This is a genomic window from Streptomyces sp. NRRL F-2580 (assembly GCF_000720115.1).
Classification (GTDB): Bacteria; Actinomycetota; Actinomycetes; order Streptomycetales; family Streptomycetaceae; genus Streptomyces.
This window is the reverse complement of sequence record NZ_JOIR01000025.1, coordinates 1-23679: the sequence shown is the minus strand read 5'-3', so window position 1 is coordinate 23679 and position 23679 is coordinate 1. Positions and strand designations below refer to the sequence as shown.

Annotated in this window: 20 protein-coding genes and 1 pseudogene; 9 read left to right on the top strand and 12 right to left on the bottom strand. The window is 74.4% G+C overall.

Annotation, left to right across the window (positions count from 1 at the left end; genetic code table 11):
• Positions 1–50: 50 nt before the first annotated feature.
• The 5 genes and pseudogenes from IF88_RS0125345 to IF88_RS0125325 all read left to right on the top strand — a co-directional run bounded on the left by IF88_RS0125345 (position 51) and on the right by IF88_RS0125325 (position 6819).
• Entirely contained in the window at positions 51–1010 is a 960-nt protein-coding gene (locus IF88_RS0125345; protein ID WP_030716905.1) for a cobalamin biosynthesis protein, read from the top strand.
• Positions 1007–2524: pseudogene (locus IF88_RS0125340) on the top strand (cobyric acid synthase); the annotation flags it as partial. The gene IF88_RS0125345 and the pseudogene IF88_RS0125340, both read left to right, overlap by 4 nt.
• Before the next feature lie 145 nt (positions 2525–2669).
• The gene (locus IF88_RS0125335; protein ID WP_030716899.1) at positions 2670–4811 is read left to right on the top strand and encodes a putative cobaltochelatase; all 2142 of its coding nucleotides are present in this window, start codon (positions 2670–2672) and stop codon (positions 4809–4811) included.
• Positions 4811–5410, top strand: coding sequence for a cob(I)yrinic acid a,c-diamide adenosyltransferase (gene cobO, locus IF88_RS0125330; RefSeq protein ID WP_030716897.1), 600 nt, complete (start codon positions 4811–4813; stop codon positions 5408–5410). Before IF88_RS0125335 ends, cobO begins: the two co-directional genes overlap by 1 nt.
• Positions 5404–6819 carry a cobyrinate a,c-diamide synthase gene (locus IF88_RS0125325; RefSeq protein ID WP_030716894.1) on the top strand — a complete coding sequence of 472 codons (1416 nt, stop codon included), beginning with the start codon at positions 5404–5406 and terminating at the stop codon, positions 6817–6819. The genes cobO and IF88_RS0125325 overlap by 7 nt, the downstream gene beginning before the upstream one ends.
• 2 nt (positions 6820–6821) lie before the next feature.
• On the opposite strand, the gene IF88_RS0125320 is transcribed toward IF88_RS0125325, so the two are convergent.
• Positions 6822–7547: a ZIP family metal transporter gene (locus IF88_RS0125320; protein ID WP_030716891.1), complete on the bottom strand. Its 726-nt coding sequence runs from the start codon at positions 7545–7547 to the stop codon at positions 6822–6824.
• 142 nt (positions 7548–7689) lie between these two features.
• On the opposite strand from IF88_RS0125320, the gene cobC reads away from it, so the two are divergent.
• Entirely contained in the window at positions 7690–9135 is a 1446-nt protein-coding gene (gene cobC, locus IF88_RS0125315) for an Rv2231c family pyridoxal phosphate-dependent protein CobC (RefSeq protein ID WP_078893132.1), read from the top strand.
• A gap of 79 nt (positions 9136–9214) precedes the next feature.
• Positions 9215–10450: a CapA family protein gene (locus IF88_RS0125310; RefSeq protein ID WP_051837529.1), complete on the top strand. Its 1236-nt coding sequence runs from the start codon at positions 9215–9217 to the stop codon at positions 10448–10450.
• A 156-nt stretch (positions 10451–10606) separates the two neighbouring features.
• Here IF88_RS0125310 and IF88_RS0125305 read toward each other — a convergent pair whose 3' ends face one another.
• The 11 genes from IF88_RS0125305 to IF88_RS0125255 form a co-directional block, all read right to left on the bottom strand.
• Complete coding sequence (locus IF88_RS0125305; RefSeq protein WP_030716885.1) at positions 10607–11545, bottom strand: SCO1860 family LAETG-anchored protein; 939 nt, start codon at positions 11543–11545, stop codon at positions 10607–10609.
• A 283-nt stretch (positions 11546–11828) separates the two neighbouring features.
• Positions 11829–12914, bottom strand: coding sequence for an amidohydrolase family protein (locus IF88_RS0125300; protein ID WP_030716884.1), 1086 nt, complete (start codon positions 12912–12914; stop codon positions 11829–11831).
• A 51-nt stretch (positions 12915–12965) separates the two neighbouring features.
• Positions 12966–14027: an aminotransferase class V-fold PLP-dependent enzyme gene (locus tag IF88_RS0125295; protein WP_030716882.1), complete on the bottom strand. Its 1062-nt coding sequence runs from the start codon at positions 14025–14027 to the stop codon at positions 12966–12968.
• Between the two features lie 70 nt (positions 14028–14097).
• Positions 14098–14805 carry a DsbA family oxidoreductase gene (locus IF88_RS0125290; protein ID WP_030716880.1) on the bottom strand — a complete coding sequence of 236 codons (708 nt, stop codon included), beginning with the start codon at positions 14803–14805 and terminating at the stop codon, positions 14098–14100.
• Between the two features lie 210 nt (positions 14806–15015).
• On the bottom strand, positions 15016–15222 hold the full coding sequence (locus tag IF88_RS0125285) for an antitoxin (protein ID WP_030716877.1): 207 nt from the start codon (positions 15220–15222) through the stop codon (positions 15016–15018).
• Positions 15223–15253: 31 nt separating this feature from the next.
• Positions 15254–15805, bottom strand: coding sequence for a GNAT family N-acetyltransferase (locus IF88_RS0125280; protein WP_051837528.1), 552 nt, complete (start codon positions 15803–15805; stop codon positions 15254–15256).
• 63 nt (positions 15806–15868) lie between these two features.
• On the bottom strand, positions 15869–17317 hold the full coding sequence (locus IF88_RS0125275; RefSeq protein WP_030716869.1) for a peptidoglycan D,D-transpeptidase FtsI family protein: 1449 nt from the start codon (positions 17315–17317) through the stop codon (positions 15869–15871).
• A gap of 62 nt (positions 17318–17379) precedes the next feature.
• Positions 17380–18093 carry a response regulator transcription factor gene (locus IF88_RS0125270; RefSeq protein WP_078893131.1) on the bottom strand — a complete coding sequence of 238 codons (714 nt, stop codon included), beginning with the start codon at positions 18091–18093 and terminating at the stop codon, positions 17380–17382.
• A complete protein-coding gene (locus IF88_RS0125265) occupies positions 18090–19379 on the bottom strand; it encodes a sensor histidine kinase (RefSeq protein ID WP_030716863.1) in 1290 nt (429 codons plus the stop codon). The genes IF88_RS0125270 and IF88_RS0125265 overlap by 4 nt, the downstream gene beginning before the upstream one ends.
• Positions 19376–20386: a hypothetical protein gene (locus tag IF88_RS0125260; protein ID WP_030716861.1), complete on the bottom strand. Its 1011-nt coding sequence runs from the start codon at positions 20384–20386 to the stop codon at positions 19376–19378. Before IF88_RS0125260 ends, IF88_RS0125265 begins: the two co-directional genes overlap by 4 nt.
• Positions 20387–20494: 108 nt before the next feature.
• On the bottom strand, positions 20495–21277 hold the full coding sequence (locus IF88_RS0125255; RefSeq protein ID WP_030716858.1) for an IclR family transcriptional regulator: 783 nt from the start codon (positions 21275–21277) through the stop codon (positions 20495–20497).
• Between the two features lie 127 nt (positions 21278–21404).
• Here IF88_RS0125255 and IF88_RS0125250 point away from each other — a divergent pair, with 127 nt between their 5' ends.
• Together IF88_RS0125250 and IF88_RS0125245 are read left to right on the top strand one after the other, a co-directional pair.
• The gene (locus IF88_RS0125250) at positions 21405–22928 is read left to right on the top strand and encodes an aldehyde dehydrogenase (NADP(+)) (RefSeq protein WP_030716856.1); all 1524 of its coding nucleotides are present in this window, start codon (positions 21405–21407) and stop codon (positions 22926–22928) included.
• Positions 22929–23107: 179 nt separating this feature from the next.
• On the top strand, positions 23108–23679 hold a 572-nt coding region (locus IF88_RS0125245; protein ID WP_199808131.1), incomplete at its 3' end, for a TerD family protein.

Below are 23679 nucleotides of genomic sequence, written 5' to 3'. Positions count from 1 at the left end.
GGACACGTCGAACCAGGGCGCGGACCCTGAGTGAGGACATACCTGCCACCATGCGTGCCGATCGCGTCTTCGCGTACGGCGTCACGGCGGGCCTGATCGGCGACCGGATCCTCGGTGATCCCCGCCGAGGGCACCCCGTGGCCGCCTTCGGACGGGCCGCCGCCGCCGTCGAACGAGCCCTGTGGCGCGACGACCGCGCCCGCGGCCTCCTGCACACGCTGGTGTGCGCCGGAGGCGCGGCCGCCGTCGGCGCGCTGGGCGCCCGCGCCGTGCGCTCCCGGCCCGCTGCCGCCCGTATCGCCCTGACCGCCGCCGCCACCTGGGCCGTCGTCGGCGGTACCTCGCTGGGCCGGGAGGCCCGCGCCATCGGCGGGGCGCTCGCCGCCGGGGACACCGAGGTGGCCCGGGAGCGTCTCCCGCACCTGTGCGGGCGCGACCCGCAGTCCCTGGACGGGCAGCAGATGGCCCGCGCCGTCGTGGAGTCGGTCGCGGAGAACACCTCCGACGCGGTGGTCGGGGCCCTGGTGTGGGGTGCTGTCGGCGGCGTCCCCGGCTTGCTGGCCTTCCGCGCCGTGAACACCCTGGACGCGATGGTCGGCCACAAGTCCCCCCGCTACCTGCGCTACGGCTGGGCCTCCGCCCGGCTCGACGACCTGGCCGGCTGGCCGGGGGCCCGGCTGACGGCCGCCGCCGCCGTACTGGCCGGTCCCGACCGGCGGGGAGCCGTACGCGCCTGGCGTGCGGACGCCGCCGCGCACCCGAGCCCGAACGCCGGGCCCGTCGAGGCCTCCTTCGCGGGAGCGCTCGGCGTACGCCTGGGCGGCACCCTGGCGTACGGCGGCCGCGTCGAGCACCGGGCGGTGCTGAACGGCGGGGCCGGCCGGTCGGTGGAGGTCGCGGACATCGAGCGGGCGGTACGGCTGTCGCGACAGGTGACCTGGCTGGCGCTCGGGGCCTGTGTGGCCGCGCGGACGCTGGTCTCCGGCAGGAAGAGGAAGGGACGTCGATGAGCGGCGCGAAGCTCGGCGGCGGACTCCTGGTCGCCGGTACCACGTCGGACGCCGGCAAGAGCGTGGTCACGGCGGGCATCTGCCGCTGGCTGGCCCGCCAGGGCGTGAAGGTGGCGCCGTTCAAGGCGCAGAACATGTCGCTGAACTCCTTCGTCACGCGGGAGGGCGCCGAGATCGGGCGCGCCCAGGCGATGCAGGCCCAGGCGGCCCGCGTGGAGCCGACCGCGCTGATGAACCCGGTGCTGCTCAAGCCCGGGAGCGACCGCAGCAGCCAGGTGGTGCTGCTGGGCAAGCCGGTGGGCGAGATGAGCGCCCGTGGCTACCACGGGGGCCGGCAGGAACAGCTGCTCGGCATCGTCACGGACTGCCTGGAGCAGCTGCGGGGCACGTATGACGCCGTGATCTGCGAGGGGGCGGGAAGTCCGGCCGAGATCAACCTGCGCCGGACGGACATCGTGAACATGGGCGTCGCGCGGGCCGCGCGGTTCCCGGTGGTCGTGGTCGGGGACATCGACCGGGGCGGGGTCTTCGCGTCCTTCTTCGGGACGACGGCGCTGCTGTCGCCGGAGGACCAGTCGCTGATCTCCGGCTACATGGTGAACAAGTTCCGCGGCGACGTGTCACTGCTGGAGCCGGGCATGGAGATGCTGCGCGGCCTGACCGGACGGGCCACGTACGGGGTGCTGCCCTTCCGGCACGGGCTGGGCATCGACGAGGAGGACGGCCTGCGGGTGTCCCTGCGCGGTGCGGTGCGCGAGTCCGTGGTGGCGCCGCCCGTCGGCGAGGACGTGCTGCGGGTCGCGGTGTGCGCGGTGCCGCTGATGTCGAACTTCACGGACGTCGACGCGCTCGCGGCGGAGCCCGGGGTCGTGGTGCGGTTCGTGGACCGGGCCGAGGAACTGGCCGACGCGGACCTGGTCGTCGTACCCGGCACCCGGGGCACGGTGAAGGCCCTGGCCTGGCTGCGCGAGCGCGGGCTCGCGGACGCGCTGCTGCGGCGGGCCGCGGAGGGGCGGCCGGTGCTCGGCATCTGCGGCGGGTTCCAGGTGCTGGGCGAGCGGATCTCGGACGAGGTCGAATCGCGGGCGGGGGAGGTCGACGGCCTCGGGCTGCTGCCCGTACGCGTCCGCTTCGAACGGGAGAAGACCCTGGCGCGGCCGGTGGGCTCGGCGCTCGGGGAGCCTGTCGAGGGGTACGAGATCCACCACGGGGTGGCCGAGGTCCTCGGCGGGGAGCCCTTCCTGGACGGCTGCCGGGTCGGGTCGGTGTGGGGAACCCACTGGCACGGCTCGCTGGAGTCGGACGGCTTCCGCCGGGCGTTCCTCCGTGAGGTGGCGGCGGCCGCGGGGCGCCGGTTCGTCCCCGCCCCGGACACCTCGTTCGCCTCCCTCCGCGAGGAACAGCTGGACCTGCTGGGCGACCTGATCGAGGAACACGCCGATACGCGTGCGCTGCTGAAGCTGATCGAGTCCGGTGCGCCCACGGGCCTGCCCTTCCTCCCCCCGGGCGCCCCGTGACGGGCCGAGCCCTGCGGGGCTCTCCCCGACGCTCTGAAATACAGCCCCGCCGGCGTTCGAGGCGCGGGGTCCGGGGCGGAGCCCCGGCAACGGCGCCGCACACGGCAACGGTCCACACGACCTTCCAAGGAGTGAGCAACGCATGAGCACGCCCTATCCGTTCACCGCAGTGGTCGGCCAAGCCGACCTGCGGCTGGCGCTCCTGCTCAACGCCGTGAGCCCGGCGGTCGGTGGTGTGCTCGTGCGCGGCGAGAAGGGGACCGCCAAGTCCACCGCCGTGCGCGCGCTGTCGACCCTGCTGCCGCAGGTCGACGTCGTGCCCGGCTGCCGGTTCTCGTGCGCGCCGGCCGCGCCCGACCCGGCCTGCCCCGACGGCCCGCACGAGCCCGGCCCCGGCAGCGCCCGCCCGGCCCGCATGGTCGAGCTGCCCGTCGGCGCCTCCGAGGACCGCCTGGTCGGCGCCCTCGACATCGAACGGGCTCTCGCCGAGGGGGTGAAGGCCTTCGAGCCCGGCCTGCTCGCCGACGCCCACCGCGGGATCCTCTACGTCGACGAGGTCAACCTCCTCCACGACCACCTGATCGACCTGCTGCTGGACGCCGCCGCCATGGGCGCCTCGTACGTCGAGCGCGAGGGCGTCTCCGTCCGGCACGCGGCCCGCTTCCTGCTCGTCGGCACGATGAACCCCGAGGAGGGCGAGCTGCGCCCGCAGCTGCTCGACCGGTTCGGGCTGACGGTCGAGGTCGCCGCCTCCCGCGAGCCCGCCCAGCGGGTGGAGGTGGTGCGCCGCCGGCTCGCGTACGAGGACGATCCCGCGGGCTTCGCCGGCCGCTGGGCCGGGGACGAGAACGAGGTCCGCGCCCGGGTGGTGGCCGCGCGGGCACTGCTCCCGCAGGTCGTGCTCGGGGACACGGCGCTGCTGCAGATCGCGGCGACCTGCGCCGGTTTCGAGGTCGACGGCATGCGGGCCGACATCGTGATGGCGCGCACCGCGACCGCGCTGGCCGCCTGGGCCGGGCGGACCTCCGTACGGAAGGAGGACGTACGGCAGGCGGCGCTGCTGGCGCTCCCCCACCGGCGGCGCCGCAATCCCTTCGACGCGCCCGGGCTCGACGAGGACATGCTCGACCGGATCCTGGACCAGTTCCCCGACGAGGAGCCCGAGCCGGACCCGGAACCCGACCAGAACCCGGACCCGGACGCCGATCCGGATTCCGAGGGCCCGGACGACAACGGCGGTGGCCCCGACGGCGGTGGCGGGGTGCCCCCGCAGAGCGGCGGCCCCCAGGGCTCGGACGCCCCGGCGGATTCCACCGACACCGGCGGACCCACCGAGGCCCCGGGCGAGACCCCGTCGGACGCCCCCGAGTCCCCGCAGCCCTCCGCCCAGGAGGCCGGCGGGCCCGAGCAGGCCGCCGTACGGGCCGCCGAGCCGTTCCGGACCAAGATGCTCAGCGTGCCGGGGCTCGGCGAGGGCGCGGCCGGACGGCGTTCGCGCGCCCGCACCGCCCACGGCCGGACCACCGGCGCCCAGCGCCCCCGCGGCCACCTGACGAAGCTGCACCTGATGGCCACCGTGCACGCGGCCGCCCCGCACCAGAGGGCCCGCGGCCGGGACGGGCGCGGCCTGGTCATCCGCAAGGACGACCTGCGTCAGGCCACGCGGGAAGGCCGCGAGGGCAACCTCGTCCTCTTCCTCGTCGACGCCTCCGGCTCCATGGCCGCCCGGCAGCGCATGAGCGCGGTCAAGGGCGCCGTGCTGTCGCTGCTCCTGGACGCGTACCAGCGCCGGGACAAGGTCGGCCTGATCACCTTCCGGGGGGCCACGGCCGAGCTGGCGCTGCCCCCGACCTCCTCGGTGGACGCGGCCGCGGCCCGACTGGAGCAGCTGCCGACGGGCGGCCGCACCCCGCTGGCCGCCGGGCTGCTGAAGGCCCACGAGGTGCTGCGGATCGAACGGCTCAGGGACCCCTCGCGCCGGCCGCTGCTCGTCGTCGTCACCGACGGCCGGGCCACCTCGGCCGGCACCGCCGCGGGCCGGACGGACAGCACCCCGCGGGAGCTGGCGGGACGCAGCGCGCGGCTGCTGCAGGCCGGGGGCGTCGCCTCGGTGGTCGTGGACTGCGAGTCGGGACCCGTCCGGCTGGGGCTGGCCGGCGTACTGGCCGCCGACCTCGGCGGACCCGCCGTCACGCTGGACGGGCTGCGGGCCGACTCGCTGGCCGGGCTCGTGAAGAACGTACGTACCGCAGTGACATCCGACAGCAACAGGAGGGCCGCGTAATGCCTCAGGGACAGCCGTCCGTCGTTCCGGACGACGGACTCACCACGCGTCAGCGCCGCAACCGCCCGCTCGTCTTCGTGCACACGGGCCCCGGCAAGGGCAAGTCGACGGCGGCCTTCGGGCTGGCGCTGCGCGCCTGGAACCAGGGCTGGTCGATCGGGGTGTTCCAGTTCGTCAAGTCGGCGAAGTGGAAGGTCGGCGAGGAGAACGCGCTCAAGGTGCTCGGCGCCTCCGGCGAGGGCGGCGCGGTCGCCTGGCACAAGATGGGCGAGGGCTGGTCCTGGGTCCAGCGGGACGCGCAGCTCGACAACGAGCAGGCGGCCAAGGAGGGCTGGGAGCAGGTCAAGCGCGATCTGGCCGCCGAAACGCACAAGCTGTACGTGCTGGACGAGTTCGCGTACCCGATGCACTGGGGCTGGATCGACGTCGACGAGGTCATCGAGGTGCTGCGCGACCGTCCCGGTACCCAGCACGTGGTGATCACGGGCCGCAACGCGCCGGAGAAGCTGGTGGAGTTCGCGGACCTCGTCACCGAGATGACCAAGGTCAAGCACCCGATGGACACCGGCCAGAAGGGCCAGAAGGGCATCGAGTGGTGACCTCGTTCAACGTTCCCCGGCTGGTCATCGCCGCGCCCTCGTCGGGCAGCGGCAAGACCACCGTCGCCACGGGCCTGATGGCGGCCTTCTCGGAGCGCGGCCTCGCCGTGTCCCCGCACAAGGCCGGGCCCGACTACATCGACCCGGGCTACCACGCGCTGGCCACCAGCCGGCCGGGGCGCAACCTCGACGCCTTCATGTGCGGGCCGGAGCTGGTCGCCCCGCTGTTCGCGCACGCGGCGGCCGGGTGCGACCTCGCCGTGGTCGAGGGCGTGATGGGGCTCTACGACGGGGCGGCGGGCCGGGGCGAACTGGCGTCGACGGCGCAGGTCGCGAAGTTGCTGCGGGCGCCGGTGGTGCTGGTGGTCGACGCCTCCTCGCAGTCGCGGTCGGTGGCGGCGCTCGTCCACGGATTCGCGTCGTTCGACCCTCAGGTGCGGCTGGGGGGCGTGATCCTGAACAAGGTCGGCTCCGACCGGCACGAGGTGATGCTGCGGGAGGCCTTGGAGGAAGCGGGGATGCCGGTGCTCGGCGTCCTGCGGCGGGCTCCGCAGGTGGCCACGCCCTCGCGCCACCTGGGCCTGGTGCCGGTGGCGGAGCGCCGCGCGGATGCGCTGGCCGCGGTGGCGGCGCTGGCCGAGCAGGTCAGGGCGGGCTGCGACCTGGACGCCCTGATGGCCCTGGCCCGCACGGCCCCGTCACTGGCCTGCGAGGCGTGGTCTCCCAATTCAGCCTCGCCGGCGTTTGAGGCGCGGGGTCCGGGGCGGAGCCCCAGCGACGGCGCCGCACCCGCGGACCTCAAACGGCCGGTCGTCGCCGTCGCGGGCGGGGCCGCGTTCACGTTCTCCTACGCCGAGCACGCGGAGCTCCTCACCGCGGCCGGGGCGGACGTCGTCACCTTCGACCCGCTCCGGGACGAGGCGCTCCCCGCCGGAACCACCGGCCTGGTGATCGGCGGCGGCTTCCCCGAGGTGTACGCGCCGGAGCTGTCCGCCAACGAACCGCTCCGCGAGGCCGTGGCCCGCTTCGCCGAGGCGGGCGGCCCGGTGGCCGCCGAGTGCGCCGGGCTGCTGTACCTCGCGCGGTCGCTGGACGGCAAGCCCATGTGCGGCGTGCTCGACGCCGACGCCCGGATGTCGGACCGGCTCACCCTCGGCTACCGCGAGGCGGTCGCGGTGTCGGACAGCGCGCTCGCCGCCAACGGCACCCGGCTGCGCGGGCACGAGTTCCACCGGACGGTGATCGAGCCGGGCGCCGGGGCCGCGCCGGCTTGGGGGTTCACGCACCCCGAACGCCGGGTCGAGGGCTTCGTACAGCAGGGCGTGCACGCCAGCTACCTGCACACGCACTGGGCGGCGGAGCCGTCCGTCGCGCTCCGCTTCGTCGCAGCGGCGGCGGCCCGGCCGTGAGATCAGTCCGCGATGCCCACCACGAGCCAGATCCCGGCCACCCCGCCCACCGTGCACATCAGCGTGGACAGGGCGGGGTGCCTGTGGTGGGCCTCGGGCAGGATCTCGGCGGCCGCGAGGTAGAGCAGGACGCCGCCGAAGAACCCGAGGTACGCGCCGAGAGGTTCCTCCGGAAGGGTGAACAGCAAAGTGGACGCCGCGCCGACGACCGGGGCGACGGCGTCCGCGAAGAGCATCATCAGGGCCTTGCGGCGGTCGTTCCCGTAGAGGCGGGTGAGCGTGTACGTGTTGAACCCGTCGGCGAAGTCGTGGGTGATGACCGCCAGCGCCACCGCCACGCCCATCCCGCCGCCGACCTGGAACGCGGCGCCCAGGGCCACGCCGTCGGCGAGGCTGTGGCCGACCATCGCCGCGGCCGCGGTGAGCCCGACCTGCGGGACGCGGGCGCCGTCCTCGGCGCCGTGCGCGGCCTGGCGGACCGCCAGGAGCCGCTCCACGACGTGGGCGACCAGGAATCCGCCCACGAAGAGGAGCAGGGCGAGCGGGACGCCGAACACCTCGTCGCCCGCCGCGTGGAGGGACTCCGGGAGCAGGTCGAGGCCGACGACTCCGAGCATCAGCCCGCCGGCCAGGCCCAGCACGAGGTGGCGGCGGTCGGTGACGCGCTGCGCCGCCCATCCGCCCGCCAGGGTCATCAGGAACGCGCCCAGCGCCACGATCACGGCCATGTGCCCCTGAATACAGACTCCGCGCCCCGCGCGCACTTCCGCGCGCGGGTAGCGGGCATCGGAGTGTTGACGACGTACCGCTGCCCGTGACGTACGGGTGCGGTGATGTGCGGGTGATGTGCCGGTGAGGGTGAGGGTGACGATGACTACGGAGGGAGGACTCCCGGTGGGCGATTACACGACCCGTCTGGTGGTCGGGGTCGGCGGACGCGCGGGGGTGTCCGTCGCGGAGGTCTGCGCCCTGATCGAGGAGACGCTACGGGGGGCCGGGCTGACCGCGGAGGCGGTGACGGCCCTGGCCACGGTGGAGTCGAAGGTGGACGAGGCGGGGATCGCGGGCGCGGCGGAACGTTTCGGCGTACCCCTCGTCGGCCATCCCGCCGAACAGCTGGCCGCGATCGACGTGCCGCATCCCTCGGACACGGCGCGCGGCGCCGCCGGGACCCCTTCGGTGGCGGAGGCCGCGGCCCTCGCGGCGGGCGGGGAACTCCTGGTGCCCAAGCGGCGGTCGGTGGCGGCCACGTGCGCGGTGGCCACGGCACACGCGCACGACCTGCGCCACCACGGGGACGCCGAGGTGGCCGACGCCGGCTCCACGCTGGTGGACCTGGCGGTCAACGTACGGGCCGACACCCCGCCGGCCTGGCTCAAGGAGCGGATCGCCGCCTCCCTCGGGGACCTCGCCGCCTACCCCGACGGCCGGGCGGCCCGCGCGGCCGTGGCGGCCCGGCACGGGCTGCCGGTCGAGCGGGTGCTGCTGACGGCGGGCGCCGCGGAGGCCTTCGTCCTGATCGCGCGGGCGCTGGGCGCCGTACGGCCGGTGGTGGTGCATCCGCAGTTCACCGAGCCGGAGGCGGCCCTGCGGGACGCGGGGCACCGGGTGGAGCGGGTGGTGCTGCGGGCGGCGGACGGGTTCCGGCTGGACCCGGCGGCGGTGCCCGAGGACGCGGACCTGGTGGTGATCGGCAATCCGACCAACCCGACGTCCGTCCTGCACCCGGCGGCGACGCTGGCCGCGCTGGCCCGGCCGGGCCGGATCCTGGTGGTGGACGAGGCGTTCATGGACGCCGTCCCGGGCGAGCGGGAGGCCCTGGCCGGACGGATGGACCTGCCGGGGCTGGTGGTGCTGCGGAGCCTGACGAAGACCTGGGGGCTGGCGGGACTGCGGATCGGTTACGTGCTGGCCGAGCCGGAGGTGATCGCGAAACTGGCGGCCGCGCAGCCGCTGTGGCCGGTGTCGACCCCGGCCTTGGTGGCGGCCGAGGCCTGTGTGGCTCCGGCGGCGCTGGCCGAGGCGGAGGAGGCGGCGCGGCGGATCGCGGTGGACCGGGCTCATCTGCTGGCCGGGCTCGCGGAGTTCGACGAGGTGACGGTCGTGGGAGTGGCGGAGGGGCCGTTCGTGCTGATCCAGGTGGCGGGGGCCGCGGAGGTCCGCACCCGGTTGCGCGCCCTCGGCTTCGCCGTCCGCCGCGGGGACACCTTCCCGGGGCTGGACCGCTCCTGGCTGCGGCTGGCGGTCCGGGACCGGGTGACGACGGGCCGGCTGCTCCAGGCCCTGGACCACGCCCTGGCGCTCGCCGCGCGTTGAACCGGGGCCGGGCCGGCGCCGGGCCGGAGGGGTGGGCCGCGCCTACGATGGCGGGACAGGCGGAGAACGGGGGCGGTCCATGAAGGTGGCGGGGCGGATAGGGGTCGGCCTGGCGGGGCTGGTGGTGATCGGCGGCGGGGTCCTCGCCGCGCCGCGGCTCCTCGACCACGGCGGCAGGGCGACGGCGCCCGAGCAGCGGCTGCGGGGCGAGCCCGTACCGGCGCCGAGCGCCGCGTCCCCCGCGCCCACCGGACCGGGGCACGGGCCCTTCACCCTGGTGGCGACCGGCGACATCATCCCGTACCCCTCGATCGTCCAGCGGTCGGCGGACGACGCCGGCAAGGCCGGGGAATACGACTTCCGGAAGATACTCGCCGGGGTCAAACCTCTGGTCTCCGCCGCCGACCTGGCGATATGCCACCACGAGATACCGTACGGGCGCCCCGGCGGCCCCTACACGGGCTATCCCACCTTCAAGGCCCCGCACCAGCTGGCGGACGCCCTCAAGGACGCCGGGTACGACGGCTGTTCCACCGCCTCGAACCACACCCTGGACGACGGCTACGAAGGTCTCGCCCGCACCCTGGAACACCTCGACCGGGTCGGCATCCCGCACGTCGGCTCGGCCCGCAGCGCGGAGGAGGCCAAGGCCCCGGCCCGGCTCACGGCCGGCGGCGCGCAGGTCGCCCAGCTCTCGTACACGTACGGCACGAACGGCATCCCGCTCCCCCAGGACAAGCCGTGGGCCGTGAACCTGATCGACAAGGACCGGATCCTCGCCGACGCCCGCGCCGCCCGGGCCGGCGGAGCGAACGTGGTGGTGGTCAGCGTCCACTGGGGCACCGAGTGGCAGACGGCGCCGGACGAGCAGCAGGAGGAACTGGCGCAGGCGCTGACCGCCTCCCGCTCGGCCGACGGCCTCCCCGACATCGATCTGATCATCGGCACGCACAACCACGTGCCGCAGCCCTACGAGAAGATCAACGGCACTTGGGTGGTCTTCGGGATGGGCGACCAGGTCGCCAGCTTCGTACCGGCCGACAAACTGCGCGGCAACCAGTCCTCGGTCCCCCGGTTCACCTTCGCCCCGGCGGCGGCCCACCCCGGCCGCTGGGAGGTGGTGAAGGCCGAATACCTCACGCAGTACTCGGACATGGGGCCGCCGTTCCGTGTCGTCTGCGCCTCCTGCGCGGCCTCCGACACCTCCCTGCCCGCCGCGAAGCGGAGCGAGTACGCCCGGATCGACCAGCAGGTCACCGAGGCCGTGATGTCGCGCGGCGCGGGCGGGCAGGGGCTGGAGCACGCCACCCACTGAGCGGCACGCCCACCGTCGAGCCCGCCCGCCGTGGAGCAGGCCCGCCGTCGAGCACGCACGCCGTGGAGCACGCCCCCGCTGAGCACTCCCCTCCGTGTGCTCCTCGGGGGCGGCGGCCGGGTGGTCCGAGCGGCCCGGGTGGGTCCGGACGCGGTCCTACGAGGCCCTGCCCCGTCGGGTCACCAGGAGCGCGACCCCGCCGATGCCGAGCAGGAACAGCGCCCCGCCCGCGACGTAGGGGGTCAGTGAACCGCCGCCGGTCTCGGCCAGGTTGGCGTCGGCGGTGACACCCGGGGCGATGCCGGAGCCGGTGCCCGTCCCGGTCTGGGGCTTGACGTCCGGGTCCGCCGCCGGCGGGGCCGACGAGGGCGCCTGGCCCGTCGGGGTCTCGCAGTGCGCCTCGGCGAGCACGATCTCGCCGTCCACCTGGGCCACGTTCAGGTTCAGCGGGTTCACCGAGACCTTCAGGCGCAACGCGGCCGCGGCGGCCGTGGTGGAGGTGGTCTGCGTCCCGGACAGCTCCAGGGTGACCACGCCCACGCCCGGGACCTCCAGCGTGGTCGGGCCGCCCGCCGACAGGGTGACCTTCTTGCCGAGCGCCGTCACCTTCCCGAGGACGTTCGCGCTGGCCACTGGCTTCTTGCCCGCCTCGCAGACGGCCTTGGAGGTGACCTTCTCCACCTCGATGAGGGAGAGCAGGGGCAGCCCGGGCACGTGCACCGAGGCCTTGGCGAGGTTCGCCTCGGCCTCCGCCCGGTTCTTGTCCGCGGTCGCCTTGGACGTGGCCACGTCGGCGCGCAGGACGCTGACCGGCTTGTTCCCCTCGACCCCGTCGAGGGTGACCGTCAGCGCCGTCTTCTCGGCCGTCGCCGGGGCGCTGACCTCGTTGAGGGTCGCCTTCATCGGAACGTGCACGGTCTTGTTGAGCAGGCCCACGTCGAGTCCCGCGCGCAGGACGACGGCGCCGGCCTTGCCCTCGCCGCCCGCCCCGGCTCCGCCTCCTCCCGTGGCGAGGGCGGGCGGGGCGGTGAGGAGGGCCACCGCTCCCGTGGCGAGCAGGACGGCCGCGGGCATGCGGAAGGTGTTGCTGTTCAAGGTGGTGGAACCCCCGGGGAGATGGGTGCCGTCGCGCCGCCAATGGGAGACATTGCGCGCGCCGACGGCCTCGACCCCGGAATCTTTACGCACTCTGAGTGAACGGGCGGCAACCCGACGTGAGTTCACTCCAAAGGGTGGTTTCCATGCATGTATTCGATTTGCCGCACCTCAGGAGGAACGCGAGTTCCCTCCTTTCACGGACGGCCGGTCCGTGCGGCCGTCTCCAACGACCGACGGGGCTCCGATGTCACGCGCCGTCAACAGGGCGCCGACGCACGGCTCAGGCCCTGACCTCGCCGTTCACGACGACCCGCGACGGCTGCGCCAGCGCGCGCACGTCCGCCCGCGGGTCGGCGCCGTAGACCACGAGGTCCGCCGGCGCCCCCTCCGTGAGACCGGGCCTGCCGAGCCACTCGCGCGCCGCCCAGGTCGTGGCCGAGAGGGCGTCCAGCGGCGGGATCCCGGCCTTCACCAGCTCCTCCACCTCCGCCGCGACCAGGCCGTGCGGCAGGGAACCGCCGGCGTCGGTGCCGACGTAGACCGGGATGCCCGCGTCGTAGGCGGCCCGTACGGTGTCGTACCGGCGCTCGTGGAGCCGCCGCATGTGCGCCGACCAGCGGGGGAACTTCGCCTCGCCGCCCGCCGCCATCTTCGGGAACGTCGCGATGTTCACCAGGGTCGGGACGATCGCGACCCCGCGCTCCGCGAACAGCGGGATGGTGTCCTCGGTGAGGCCGGTGGCGTGCTCGACGCAGTCGATGCCCGCCTCGACCAGGTCGCGCAGCGAGTCCTCCGCGAAGCAGTGCGCGGTGACGCGGGCGCCCAGCCGGTGCGCCTCGGCGATGGCCGCCTCGACCTCGGCGCGCGGCCAGCAGGCGGCCAGGTCCCCGGCGTCGCGGTCGATCCAGTCGCCGACCAGCTTCACCCAGCCGTCGCCGCGCAGCGCCTCGCGGCCCACGTACGCGACCAGGTCGGCCGGCTCGATCTCGTGCGCGTAGTTGCGGATGTAGCGGCGGGTGCGCGCGATGTGCCGGCCGGCTCGGATGATCTTCGGCAGGTCCTCGCGGTCGTCGATCCAGCGGGTGTCGGAGGGCGATCCGGCGTCGCGGATGAGGAGGGTGCCGGCGTCCCGGTCGGTGAGGGCCTGGCGCTCGGCGGTCGCGGCGTCGACCGGGCCGTGGGAGTCCAGTCCCACGTGACAGTGCGCGTCGACCAGCCCCGGCAGTGCCCAGCCGGTCACCGTGGTGACCTCGCGGGCCCCGGGCGGGCGCTCGTACGAGACCCGCCCGCCGACCACCCAGAGCTCGTCGCGGACCTCGTCGGGCCCGACCAGCACCCGCCCCTTCACGTGCAGCACATCGCTCATGGCGGCACTGTACGTGCGCGCCCTGCGGGCACGACCGGGCCCCCGGTCACGTCAGGGCGCGGAGAGGGCGTCCAGCAGCCGGTCCACGTCCGCCTCGGTGGTGTAGAGGTGGAACGAGGCCCGCAGGGCGCCCGCGCGGGCGGACGTGGCGACGCCGGCCGCCTGGAGGGCGGGCTGCCGGTCGGCGAGGCCCGGCACCGAGACGATGGCGGCCCCGCCGGGCACGGGCTCGTGGCCGAGGCGGGCGAGCCCGGCCCGGTAGCGGGCGGCGAGGGCGGTGTCGTGGGCGTGGACGGCCTCGATGCCGATCCGCTCCAGCAGGGCCAGCGAGGGCTCGGCCGCGTGGTAGGCGAGGAAGGCCGGGGACTCGTCGAACCGGCGCGCCCCACCGGCCAGTTGAGGCATCGGTCCGTAGGTGGCGTCCCACATCGACTCCGCCGCCACCCATCCGGCGTGCAGCGGGATCAAGGTGTGCTGGGCCTCCTGCGAGACGGTCAGGTACGAGACCCCGCGGGCGCCGAGCAGCCACTTGTAGCCGGCGGTGACCGTGTACTCGTACGGCGACGCGTCGAAGGGGAGCCAGCCCGCCGCCTGGGTGGCGTCCACGAGCATCCGGACCCCGTACGCCGCCGTCGCCGCGCGCACCGCGGACAGGTCGGCCATCCGCCCGTCCGCGGACTGGACGGCGCTCAGTGAGACCAGGGCGGTGTCCGGGCCGACGGCCTCGGCGAGGGACTCCAGCGGCGCGAAGCGGACCTTGAGGTCGCCGCGCACCACGAAGGGGTTGATCACGGAGGCGAAGTCGCCCTCCGGGCACAGGACTTCGGCGCCCGGCGGGAGCGAGGCCGCGACGAGGCCGACGTGGGTGGCCACGGCCGAGCCGACGGCCACCCGCTCGACGTCCACCCCGACCAGGCGGGCGAAGGCGGCCCGGACCCGGTTCACGCGGTCGAAGTCACCGAATCCGGCGGGGACTGCGGCCCCCGCCGCCTCGGCCAGCTCACGTACGGCCGCGACGGCGGAACGCGGGAGGACCCCGCAGGTGGCGGTGTTGAGGTAGGCGGTGGAGTGGGCGAACTCGGCACGGGTCGCTTCGGCGATCGGAAGATCCATGCCTTCAACTCTGCGCCAGGAACGACCCAAAGTCTATTGCCAGGTTTCCTGCGCCTACCCCAAGTGATCCTTATGCCTGCGGGACCGCGCACGCCCCGTCGGGCTCACACGCCTCGGCCCCGGCGGCCGGCTCCTCGACCTCCCGCCCCGCCCACGCCTGCTCCAAGGCCCGGGTGAACACCTCGGCCGGCTGCCCGCCGGAGATCCCGTAGCGGCGGTCGAGGACGAAGAACGGCACGGCGTTCGCACCCAGCTCGGCGGCCTCGCGCTCATCGGCGCGGACCTCGGCGGCGTAGGCGGAGTCGTCGGCGAGCACGGCGCGGGCCTCGGCCTCGTCGAGCCCGGCCTCGACGGCGAGCACGACCAGCGTCTCGGGGTCGAAGACGGAGCGCTCCTCGGCGAAGTTGGCCCGGTAGGCGAGGTCGAGCAGCTCCTCCTGCCGGCCCCGGGCGGCGGCCAGGTGCAGCAGGCGGTGGACGTCGAAGGTGTTGCCGTGGTCGCGGCCCTCGGTCCGGTAGTCGAGCCCTTCGGCGCGGGCGCTGGCGGCGACGTGCTCCTCCATGCCGCGCGCCTCGTCGAGGGTGCGGCCGTACTTCTTGGCGAGCATCTCCACGACGGGAGCGGTGACCCCCTTGGCACTGCCCGGGTCGAGCTCGAAGGACCGGAACACGACCTCCACCTCGTCGCGGTGCGCGAACTCGGCGAGTCCCTTCGTGAAACGGGCCTTGCCTACGTAGCACCAGGGACAGGCGATGTCGGTCCAGATCTCGACGCGCATGATCCTTCTTCTCTCCGGGTTCGGGGGACAAAACGGTTTCACCTTCAACCACCCCGGGCTCCGTCTCATTCCCCGGACATGCCAGGGGTGCGGGCGTGCGGGCGCGGGCAGCGGACGCGCGGGCAGCAGGCGTGCGGGCAGCATGCGGGGACTGCACCGCCGGGTGAGCGGGCGCAGTCCCCGTGGGCATGCGGGTCCGGAGGCCGGTCGTCAGCGCTGGGGCGGCCGGGGGTCCCCGGGGGCGGGGGGCTCGTTGCCGCGGATCTGCTCGTTGAGCTTCTGCTGCGCCGTGTCGACCTGGCTCTGGTACTTGTTCCCGGTCCTCGTGTCGAAGGCGTCTCCGGCCTTCTCGACTCCTTGGCGGGCCTGGTCAGGATGTCCCTTGATCAGGTCTTTGAGCTTGTCGAGCATGGACATGAGGCGTCCTCTCTACGGAATGCCGGTCGCTTCAAGCTTCTCCGCGAAGGGCGCTGTCCGCACCCGGAGCGTCCGCGGGCCGCTCGACCGGGTCGGCGGCGGGCGGGGGACCGATCCGGAGCCAGAGGGTGCGGTGGGTGCCCGTGTGGGAGGTGGACGGGTCCGGGCGCCAGCCGTGGGCGGCGTAGAAGGCCTGGGCGCGGAGGTTGTGCTCGTAGACCTCGAGGCGGACCCGGCTGACTCCGGCGCGGCGCCAGACGTCGAGGCAGGCGGCGTGCAGGGCGGCGCCGGTGCCGCGGCGCCAGTGGACCGGGTCGACGTGGAGCTGGGTGAGGGTGGTCTCGCCGTGCTCCGTGCGGAAGGCGGCGACCCCGGTGAGCTCGCCGTCCTGTTCGGCGCAGAGCACCGCGCCCTCGGCGGGGTCACGGGCGACGGCCCGGGACCAGCCCTCGCGGGTCCGCTGGAGCTCGGCGTCGCCCGCGTAGGCCTGTTCGGGGATGTGGCCCTGGTAGTACGTGGCCCGGGCCCGGGTGTGCAGGGCGGCGATGGCGTCGAGGTCTGCGGGCTCCGCGGCTCTGATCACGGGAAGGCAAACGCGCCGGAAACCCCTTGGGTTCCCGGCGCGTCGGCCCTGACCGCGGCGCGGCTACTTCTTCAGCCACGCCTCCATCATCTTCTGGGCGATGGGGGCGGCCAGCTTGCCGCCGCCGATCTCGGAGCGGTCGGTGTCCGAGTTCTCGATCACCACGGCGACCGCGATCTGCTTGCCGCCCAGCTTGCCGTACGAGGTGAACCAGGCCAGCGGGGCGAGGCTGTTGTTGACGCCGCGCTGGGCGGTACCGGTCTTGCCGCCCACCTCGGCGCCCGTCACCTGGGCCGGCTTGCCGCCGCCCTCGGTGGCGACCGTGCGCATGGCGTCCCGGATCATCGACGCGGTCTTCTCGTTCATCACCTGCTGGGACTTCGGGTCCTTGAAGCTCTCCAGCACGTCGCCGTTGCCGTCGGTGACCTCGGAGACCAGGTGCGGGGCGACGAGCCTGCCGCCGTTCTCGATCGCGGCCGTCACCATCGCCATCTGGAGCGGCGTGGCCTGCACGTCGAACTGGCCGATACCCGTCTGCGCGACCTGGTCGATCGACATCTTCTTCGACGGGTACTTGCTCGGCGGGTTCGTGCGGACCGGGGTGTCGATCTGGACGTTGAAACCGAGCTTCTCGGCCGTCGCGCGCATCTTGTCCTGGCCGAGCTTGGACGCGAGCTCGGCGAAGACGTTGTTGCAGGACAGCCGCAGGGCGGTGCGCACCGAGACGTTGTTGCATGCCGCGGAGCCCGCCTCGCTGGGCAGCAGGGTGCGGGTGCCGGGGATCGTGTACGGGTCGGCGATGCCGGTCTGCTGGTCGAGGTTGGTGACGAGGCCGTTCTCGATGGCCGCGGCGAGGGTGACCAGCTTGAAGGTGGAGCCGGGCGCCTGCGGCTTGCGCAGCGCCACGTTCTCCAGGGCCTTGCCCTTGTCCGCGGAGAGTTCGGCCCAGGCCTCCTTGTCGTTGGCGCCGGCGATGCTGCCCGGGTCGAAGGAGGGGTTGTTCACCACGGCGAGGATCTCGCCGGTCTTCGGGTCCATGGCGACCGCCGCGCCCTGCTTGCCCTGGAGCGCGTCGTAGGCGGCCTTCTGCACGTCCTTGTCAATGGTGGTCAGGACGTTGCCGGGGGCGGCCCGCTTGTTGGTGAGCATGTCCATCACGGTCTTCAGCCGGTTGTCCGAACCGTTGAGGACGTTCTTGTAGATGCCCTCCAGCATGGTCGTGCCGTAGGCCTGGGAGCTGTACCCGGTGATCGGCGCGTAGAGGGGGCCGTCGACGTACGTCCGCTTGTAGCCGAAGTCCTTGCCGCCCGTCTTCACCGAGCCGGTGATCGCCTCCCCGCCCACGATGATGTTGCCCAGCGGGTTCTCGTACTGCCCGATGAGGTTCCGGCGGTTGTGCTTGTCGTCTGCGAGGGCCTGGCCTTGGTATGCCTGCACCCAGGTGACGCGGACCAGCAGGGCCAGCACCAGGAGCAGACAGAAGACCGACGCACGCCTGATCGTCTTGTTCATCCCCCAGAAGGACGTCTCGGTGGCCCCAGCCGTTCCGCTCTGCCCCGATTGTGGCGGGGTTCTCAGCTTTTCTTCATGATGAAGCCCCCCTCGTAGGCCGCGATGACCGCCTGGGTGCGGTCGCGGGAGCCGGTCTTGGTGAGGACCGACGCGACGTGCGTCTTGACCGTCTGCGGTCCGACGCCGAGGCGCTCGCTCATCTCGTGGTTGGACAGCCCGGTGGCCATCAGGCGCAGTACGTCGGCCTCGCGGTCGGTGAGCCGGGCCACCCAGGGCGCGGTCGCGGGCGGGGCGCCGGCGGCCGTGCGGGCGGCCGCGAGGGAGCGCACCGCGGCGGGGAAGAGCAGTGAGTCGCCGCGGGCGACGAGCCGGACCGCGCCGATCAGCTCGTCGGGGTCGGCCCGCTTGAGGAGGAAGCCCGCGGCTCCCGCGCGCAGCGCGTCGTAGACGTGGGCGTCGTTCTCGAAGGTGGTGACGACCACGATCCGGGGCGGCTCGGCCATGGTGGCGAGGATCTGCTCGGTGGCCCGGATCCCGTCTATCTCGGGCATCCGGACGTCCATCAGCACCACGTCCGGGGCCAGGGAGCGGACCAGCGGGACCGCTTCGGCGCCGGTGGCGGCCTCGCCGACGACCTGCAGGTCGGGCTCTGCCTCCAGGATGACCCGCAGCGCGGTGCGGACCATCCGCTCGTCGTCGCAGAGCACGATGCGCAGCCGCGGACGGCCCGCCGGCGCGGACGCGGTCGCCTCGGCCGTCGGGTTCGGCGGGTTCATCGGCCGCCCCCCGCGAGCGGGAGGACGGCCCGCAGCCGCCACCGGTCCCCGTACGGTCCGGCCTCGACGCTGCCGCCGAGCAGCGCGGCCCGTTCCGCGGAGCCGCGCAGTCCCCGGCCCCCGGTGGTGCGGGGTTCCCGTTCGCCGGGGGCGGCGGGCGCATTGGTCATGATGATCTCCAGTTCACGGTGTCCGTTCTCATGGCCGGCCCGTACCCGGATCCGCAGGTCCACCGGGCCGGTGCCGTGGCGGAGGGCGTTGCTGAGGCCCTCCTGGACGATCCGGTACGCCTCGCGGGAGGCGATCGCCGGAAGCCCTGCCCAGTCCCCGCCGGGGCCGGTGTCCTGGTGTGCGGTGACGGTGACGCCGGCCGCCCGGGTGCGGGCCAGCAGCCCGTCGAGGTCGACCGCGAGGGTCGGCGCGGGCGCGGCGTCCGGCCGGGCGGGGTCCCCGTCCCGCAGCAGGCCCAGTACGGCGTCCAGCTCGCCCACCGTCCGCCGCGTGGTGTCCTCGATCGCGGCCAGCGCCTCCCGTACGAAGCCGGGATCGCGCTCCAGCATCCGCCGGGCGGCGACCGCCTGGAGGGTGACGGCGCTCAGCGCGTGCCCGACGGCGTCGTGCAGCTCCCGGGCCAGCCGGTTGCGCACCGCCAGGTCGGCGGCCCGCTCCTCGGCGGCGGCCAACCGGTCCGCCGCCGTCGGCCCGAGCAGTACGGGCGCCATCCGGGCCACCAGCGCCCCGGCCCCCGCGGCGCACAGGACGAGCCCGGCCAGCAGGCCGATCCCGAGCAGGGGGGCCACGTACGGACCGGCCTCGGTGCCGAACCAGCCCAGTCCGAGCTCGGTCTCCCGCAGTCCGCTCACGAGCGGCAGCGTGATCAGCACCACCGCCATGGGCGGCACCGCGAGGGTCATCCCGCTGACCACCGCGCCGACCCCGAGGTGCAGGGTCCACCACGCCGAGGTCCGCCCCCGCGCGGCCCAGGACCGCGCCGGCCCTTCCGCCAACCGCTCCCCCGGCACCCCGCACATGGCCCGGACGGCCGCCACGGACAGCGGCCGGACCAGCCCGAAGACGGCGGTCACCGCGACTAGCGGCAGGGCCGCCGCATAAGCGGCCAGGGTCAGCGGGAGGGAGCTGAGCACATTGACCCCGCCGGCCGCCATGCCCACCCCGACCTGGGTGAACAGGAAGTACGGCATCAGCAGCGCCCCGCCGAGGATCTGGTGCACCCAGCGCAGCCGGGCCCGCGCCCCCAGCAGCCGGCTCAGGGCGCCCCGCGTCATCCTTCGCCGCGGGATATGAGGAACCGGCTGAGGACGACGGCGGCGAGCGATCCGGTGATCATCTGGCCAGCGTAGGCCAACAGGACTGCGGCGGACGGCCCTTCACCACCGTCCAGCTGCGGTCCCAGCGAAGCGAGCAGCGTCCAGGCACCCCAGGTGAGGGTCGCGCCCGCTCCGACCCAGGCGAGAGCGAGCGGCCACCGCGCCCGGAGCCCCCCGCCCCGGACCAGCAGCAGCGTCCCCGCCACGGCGGCGAGCGCGCACAGCGCATGGACCGCCGCCACCACGCCCGTCTCCGCGGAGTGGGTGGCCGCCCGCTCCGCCGCCAGCCCGGCAGTGCCGCCGAAGGCCCAGTACGCGTACACCGCCGCGACCGCCAGGCCGGCCGGGGCCGAGGCCGCCGCCACCACCCCCGTGGACGACGGCAGCCTCCCCCGGACTCCGTCCGGGTGGACCCCCGCCCCCGTCACGCCCCGCCACAGCCGGCCCCAGCGCTCTCGCGCATAGGGCACGAACAGCCCGGCCAGGGCGAGCCCTTGGACCATGAAGCCGCTGTAGACCACGTTGAACACCCAGGGGTCCAGGAACGGCTCGCGCGCGGCCACCACGGCCGGGTCCGCCCCGAAACCGAGCGCCCGTATGAGCAGTTGGCCCGGGAACGCGACGACGATCGGGGTCAGCAGTCCCGTGGCCACGAAGACCGGGACGGCCAGCAGCCAGGCGGGCCCCCGTATGCCCCAGGGCCTGGTGAGCACCAGGACGAGCAGGAGGACGCTCGCGTCCATGGCCAGCGTGACGGTATTGGCCGCGATGAAGAACGGCCCGGGCTCCAGCAGCACGCTGCCGTCCGGTATCCCGATCCGGCTCCCCGACAGCCAGGCGGTCTTCAGCGCCAGGTACGGCACGGTGGCCGCGATGGCCACCGCCCCCAGGATCCGCCGCCCGGCCCCCGGGGCGGGGGCCGGCGGCCTCGTCGCGTACGCCGTCCGAACGGCTCGTGTGCTCATGACCCAACGGTCCCGCGCCTACCGCCCCCGCCGCCTCCCCCTCATTGGGGAACCGTCTCCCCCACCCGGGGGAGGAACCACACCCTCCGCCGCCTCACACCCGCCGCCTCACATCCGCCGCGTCACCACCGACAGCCGGTCCCGTGCCTCGAACAGCGCCGCCTTGATGACCTGTTCGTGCGCCGCCGTCAGCCGGGCCACCGGCACCGAGCAGCTCACCGCGTCCCGCGCCGGCGTCCGGTACGGGACGGCCACCCCGAAGCAGCGCAGCCCCAGCGTGTTCTCCTCCCGGTCCAGCGCGTACCCCTGCTCCCGCACCAGCGCCAACTCCTCGACGAGCTGCTCGCGGTCGGTGATGGTGTGCTCCGTGACGGCCTCCAGCCGCCTGGGCAGCAGGGCGCGCACCTCATCGTCCGTGTGCGTGGCCAGCAGCGCCTTGCCGAGCGCCGTCGAGTGCACGGGCAGCCGCCGCCCGACCCGGGTGAAGGGCCGCAGGTAGTGCTGGGACTGCCGGGTGGCGAGGTACACCACGCTCGTCCCGTCCATCCGCGCCAGGTGGATGGTCTCCGTCGTGTCGTCGGAGAGCCGGTCCAGGGTGGGCCGGGCCGCCGCGACCACCTCGTCGCCGTCGATGTACGAGCTGCCGACCAGCAGGGCCCGTACGCCGATGCCGTACCGCGTGCCCGTCGCGTCCGTCTCCACCCAGCCCAGGTTCACGAGCGTGCGCAACAGCATGTACAGGCTGGACTTCGGCAGGGAGAGGTCGTGCTGGATGTCGGCCAGGCTGTGCAGCCCGGGCCGGGCCGCGAAGTGCTCCAGCAACAGGACGGTCCGCACCGCCGATTTGACCGGCGCCGCCGCAACCGGGATCCCCGACTCGGTCGTCGTCATACGCCTGCTTCCCCTCTGGTCGCCTCTTGTCACGCGGAGGACGCGGAAATAGAGTCCGCAGCAGATGTGATCATTCATCCACCGGAACCGCGTTCAGAATACTGAACGATCCAGGAGGCAGTGGGCCATGACAACGACACCAGTCTGGAGTGTGGACCCCCGCACCGGGAAGCAGCGCGAGCAGGTTGCGGTGGAGGCCACGTCCCTGGAGGTGGACGAAGCCGTACGGGCGGCCCATGCGGCCCGCGGCCCGCTCGCCGACGCCACCGTCCGCGCCGCCTTCCTGCGCGCCGCCGCCACGCTGCTCGACGAGGCCGCCGCCCACGTCATCGAGGCCGCCGACGCCGAGACCGCGCTCGGCCCGGGCCGGCTCACCGGCGAACTGGCCCGTACCACCGGCCAGCTGCGCGCCTTCGCCGACGCCGTGGACGAGGGCGCCTACCTCGACGTCCGGATCGACCGCGCCGACCCCTCCCTCAGCCCGCCCCGCCCCGAACTGCGCCGCTACAAGGTGCCGCTCGGCGTGGTCGCGGTCTACGCCGCCTCCAACTTCCCGCTCGCCTTCTCCGTCCCCGGCGGGGACACCGCGAGCGCGCTGGCCGCCGGCTGCCCGGTGGTCGTCAAGGCGCACCCCGACCACCCGGCCACCTCCGAGCTGTGCGCCTCGCTGCTGCGCCGGGCCGCGGTCGCCACGGGGCTCCCGGCCGAAGTGGTGACCGTGGTCCACGGCTTCGACGCCGGCCTGGAGCTGATCCGTCATCCGCTGGTGGCCGCCGCCGGATTCACCGGTTCCATCCGGGGCGGCCGGGCGCTGTTCGACGCGGCCGCCGCCCGGCCCGTGCCGATCCCCTTCCACGGCGAACTGGGCTCCCTCAACCCCGTCGTGGTCACCCCGGCCGCGGCCGCCGAGCGGGCCGAGGAGATCGGCGCCGGGCTCGCGGGCTCGGTCACCCTCGGCCTCGGCCAGTTCTGCGTGAAGCCCGGGCTGGTGCTGGTCCCCGAGGGGGCGGCGGGCGACCGCCTCACCGACGCGCTCACCAAGGCGCTCGGGGAGACGGAACCCGGGGTGCTGCTCGACCACCGGATGCGCGACAACTTCATCTCCGGGGTGCGCGAGCGGGCCGGGCTGCCCGGCGTCGACGCGCCCGTCACCCCGGGCTCCGGCGGGGAGCACACCGTCGGCGCGGGCTACCTGACCGTGACCGCCGCGGACCTGCTCGGGGGCGGGGCGTACGACCTCCTCCTGGAGGAGTGCTTCGGCCCGGTCACCGTCGTCGTGCGGTACGCCGACCAGGGCGAGGCGGGCGCGGTGCTCGGCCGGCTCCCGGGGAACCTGAGCGCCACGCTCCAGCTGTCGGCCGCCGAGACGGAGGGCGCGCCGGGCCCGGCCACCGAGCTGATCGGGCAGGTCACGGGGCTGGCGGGGCGGATCGTGGTCAACGGCTGGCCGACCGGGGTGGCGGTGGCCCCGGCCCAGCACCACGGCGGCCCCTACCCGGCGGCGACCTCGCACTCCACCTCGGTGGGCGGGACCGCGATCGAGCGCTGGCTCCGGCCGGTGGCCTACCAGTCGGTACCGGACGCGCTCCTTCCGGCGGAGCTGCGCGAGGCGAACCCGCTGGGGCTCCCGCGCCGGGTCACGGGCGGCTGAGCCAAGCCGGCACCGCGGCCGGGGCAGGGCCTCGCCCCAGCCGGGCTGCCCGGCGGGGCCCCGGGCCGCCGCCCGTGATCCGTTGCCTGCCCCGCCCGCGGCGGGGCAGGCTGCACCCCACGCTGAAATCTCGCGCGAGGGTAAGGGAACGGCAAAGCCCCTCCGGTCGTTCTCCCGGCATGACCGCTATGACCCCTGGTTCCAATCTGCCGCTCAATGCCGTCCGTGTGACGGTGGACGTGGCTGCGCCGGTGCGGCTCGACGTATCGGCCCTGCTCCTGACGGCCGACGGCAAGGTGCGCTCCGACGCCGACTTCATCTTCTTCAACCAGCCCTCCGGCCCCGGTGTCAGCTACCGGTCCGGCGGGGGTGCGGCGCCGGACTCGATCACCGTGGACACCGGCGCGGTACCGCCGGGCATCGAGCGGATCGTGGTCACGGCCAGCCCGGACGCCGCCGGGCAGACCTTCCAGGGCATCGAGCCCACGGCCACCGTGCGGGGCGCCGACGGCGGCGCGGTGATCGCCTCCTTCACCCCGCCGCAGCTGGGCACCGAGACCGCGCTCGTCGTCGTCGAGATCTACCTGCGCGGCGGCGTGTGGAAGGTGCGCGCGGTCGGCCAGGGGTACGCGAACGGCCTCGCCGGCATCGCCACCGACTTCGGCGTCTCCGTGGACGAGGAGCCGGCTCCCGCAGCCGCCGCCGTCGCCCCGCCCGTCGCCCCGGCACCCCCCGCGCCGCCCGCCCCGCC

Excerpts from the sequence above, each read along its gene's own strand:
- cobC (WP_078893132.1), top strand. The coding sequence starts at position 7,690 with ATGACTACGGAGGGAGGACTCCCGGTGGGCGATTACACGACCCGTCTG.
- IF88_RS0125310 (WP_051837529.1), top strand. The coding sequence starts at position 9,215 with ATGAAGGTGGCGGGGCGGATAGGGGTCGGCCTGGCGGGGCTGGTGGTG.
- IF88_RS0125275 (WP_030716869.1), bottom strand. The coding sequence starts at position 17,317 with ATGAACAAGACGATCAGGCGTGCGTCGGTCTTCTGTCTGCTCCTGGTG.
- IF88_RS0125345 (WP_030716905.1), top strand. The coding sequence starts at position 51 with ATGCGTGCCGATCGCGTCTTCGCGTACGGCGTCACGGCGGGCCTGATC.
- IF88_RS0125295 (WP_030716882.1), bottom strand. The coding sequence starts at position 14,027 with ATGGATCTTCCGATCGCCGAAGCGACCCGTGCCGAGTTCGCCCACTCC.
- IF88_RS0125250 (WP_030716856.1), top strand. The coding sequence starts at position 21,405 with ATGACAACGACACCAGTCTGGAGTGTGGACCCCCGCACCGGGAAGCAG.
- IF88_RS0125260 (WP_030716861.1), bottom strand. The coding sequence starts at position 20,386 with ATGAGCACACGAGCCGTTCGGACGGCGTACGCGACGAGGCCGCCGGCC.
- IF88_RS0125290 (WP_030716880.1), bottom strand. The coding sequence starts at position 14,805 with ATGCGCGTCGAGATCTGGACCGACATCGCCTGTCCCTGGTGCTACGTA.
- IF88_RS0125255 (WP_030716858.1), bottom strand. The coding sequence starts at position 21,277 with ATGACGACGACCGAGTCGGGGATCCCGGTTGCGGCGGCGCCGGTCAAA.
- IF88_RS0125300 (WP_030716884.1), bottom strand. The coding sequence starts at position 12,914 with ATGAGCGATGTGCTGCACGTGAAGGGGCGGGTGCTGGTCGGGCCCGAC.
- IF88_RS0125285 (WP_030716877.1), bottom strand. The coding sequence starts at position 15,222 with ATGTCCATGCTCGACAAGCTCAAAGACCTGATCAAGGGACATCCTGAC.
- IF88_RS0125265 (WP_030716863.1), bottom strand. The coding sequence starts at position 19,379 with ATGACGCGGGGCGCCCTGAGCCGGCTGCTGGGGGCGCGGGCCCGGCTG.
- IF88_RS0125270 (WP_078893131.1), bottom strand. The coding sequence starts at position 18,093 with ATGAACCCGCCGAACCCGACGGCCGAGGCGACCGCGTCCGCGCCGGCG.
- IF88_RS0125320 (WP_030716891.1), bottom strand. The coding sequence starts at position 7,547 with ATGGCCGTGATCGTGGCGCTGGGCGCGTTCCTGATGACCCTGGCGGGC.
- cobO (WP_030716897.1), top strand. The coding sequence starts at position 4,811 with ATGCCTCAGGGACAGCCGTCCGTCGTTCCGGACGACGGACTCACCACG.
- IF88_RS0125335 (WP_030716899.1), top strand. The coding sequence starts at position 2,670 with ATGAGCACGCCCTATCCGTTCACCGCAGTGGTCGGCCAAGCCGACCTG.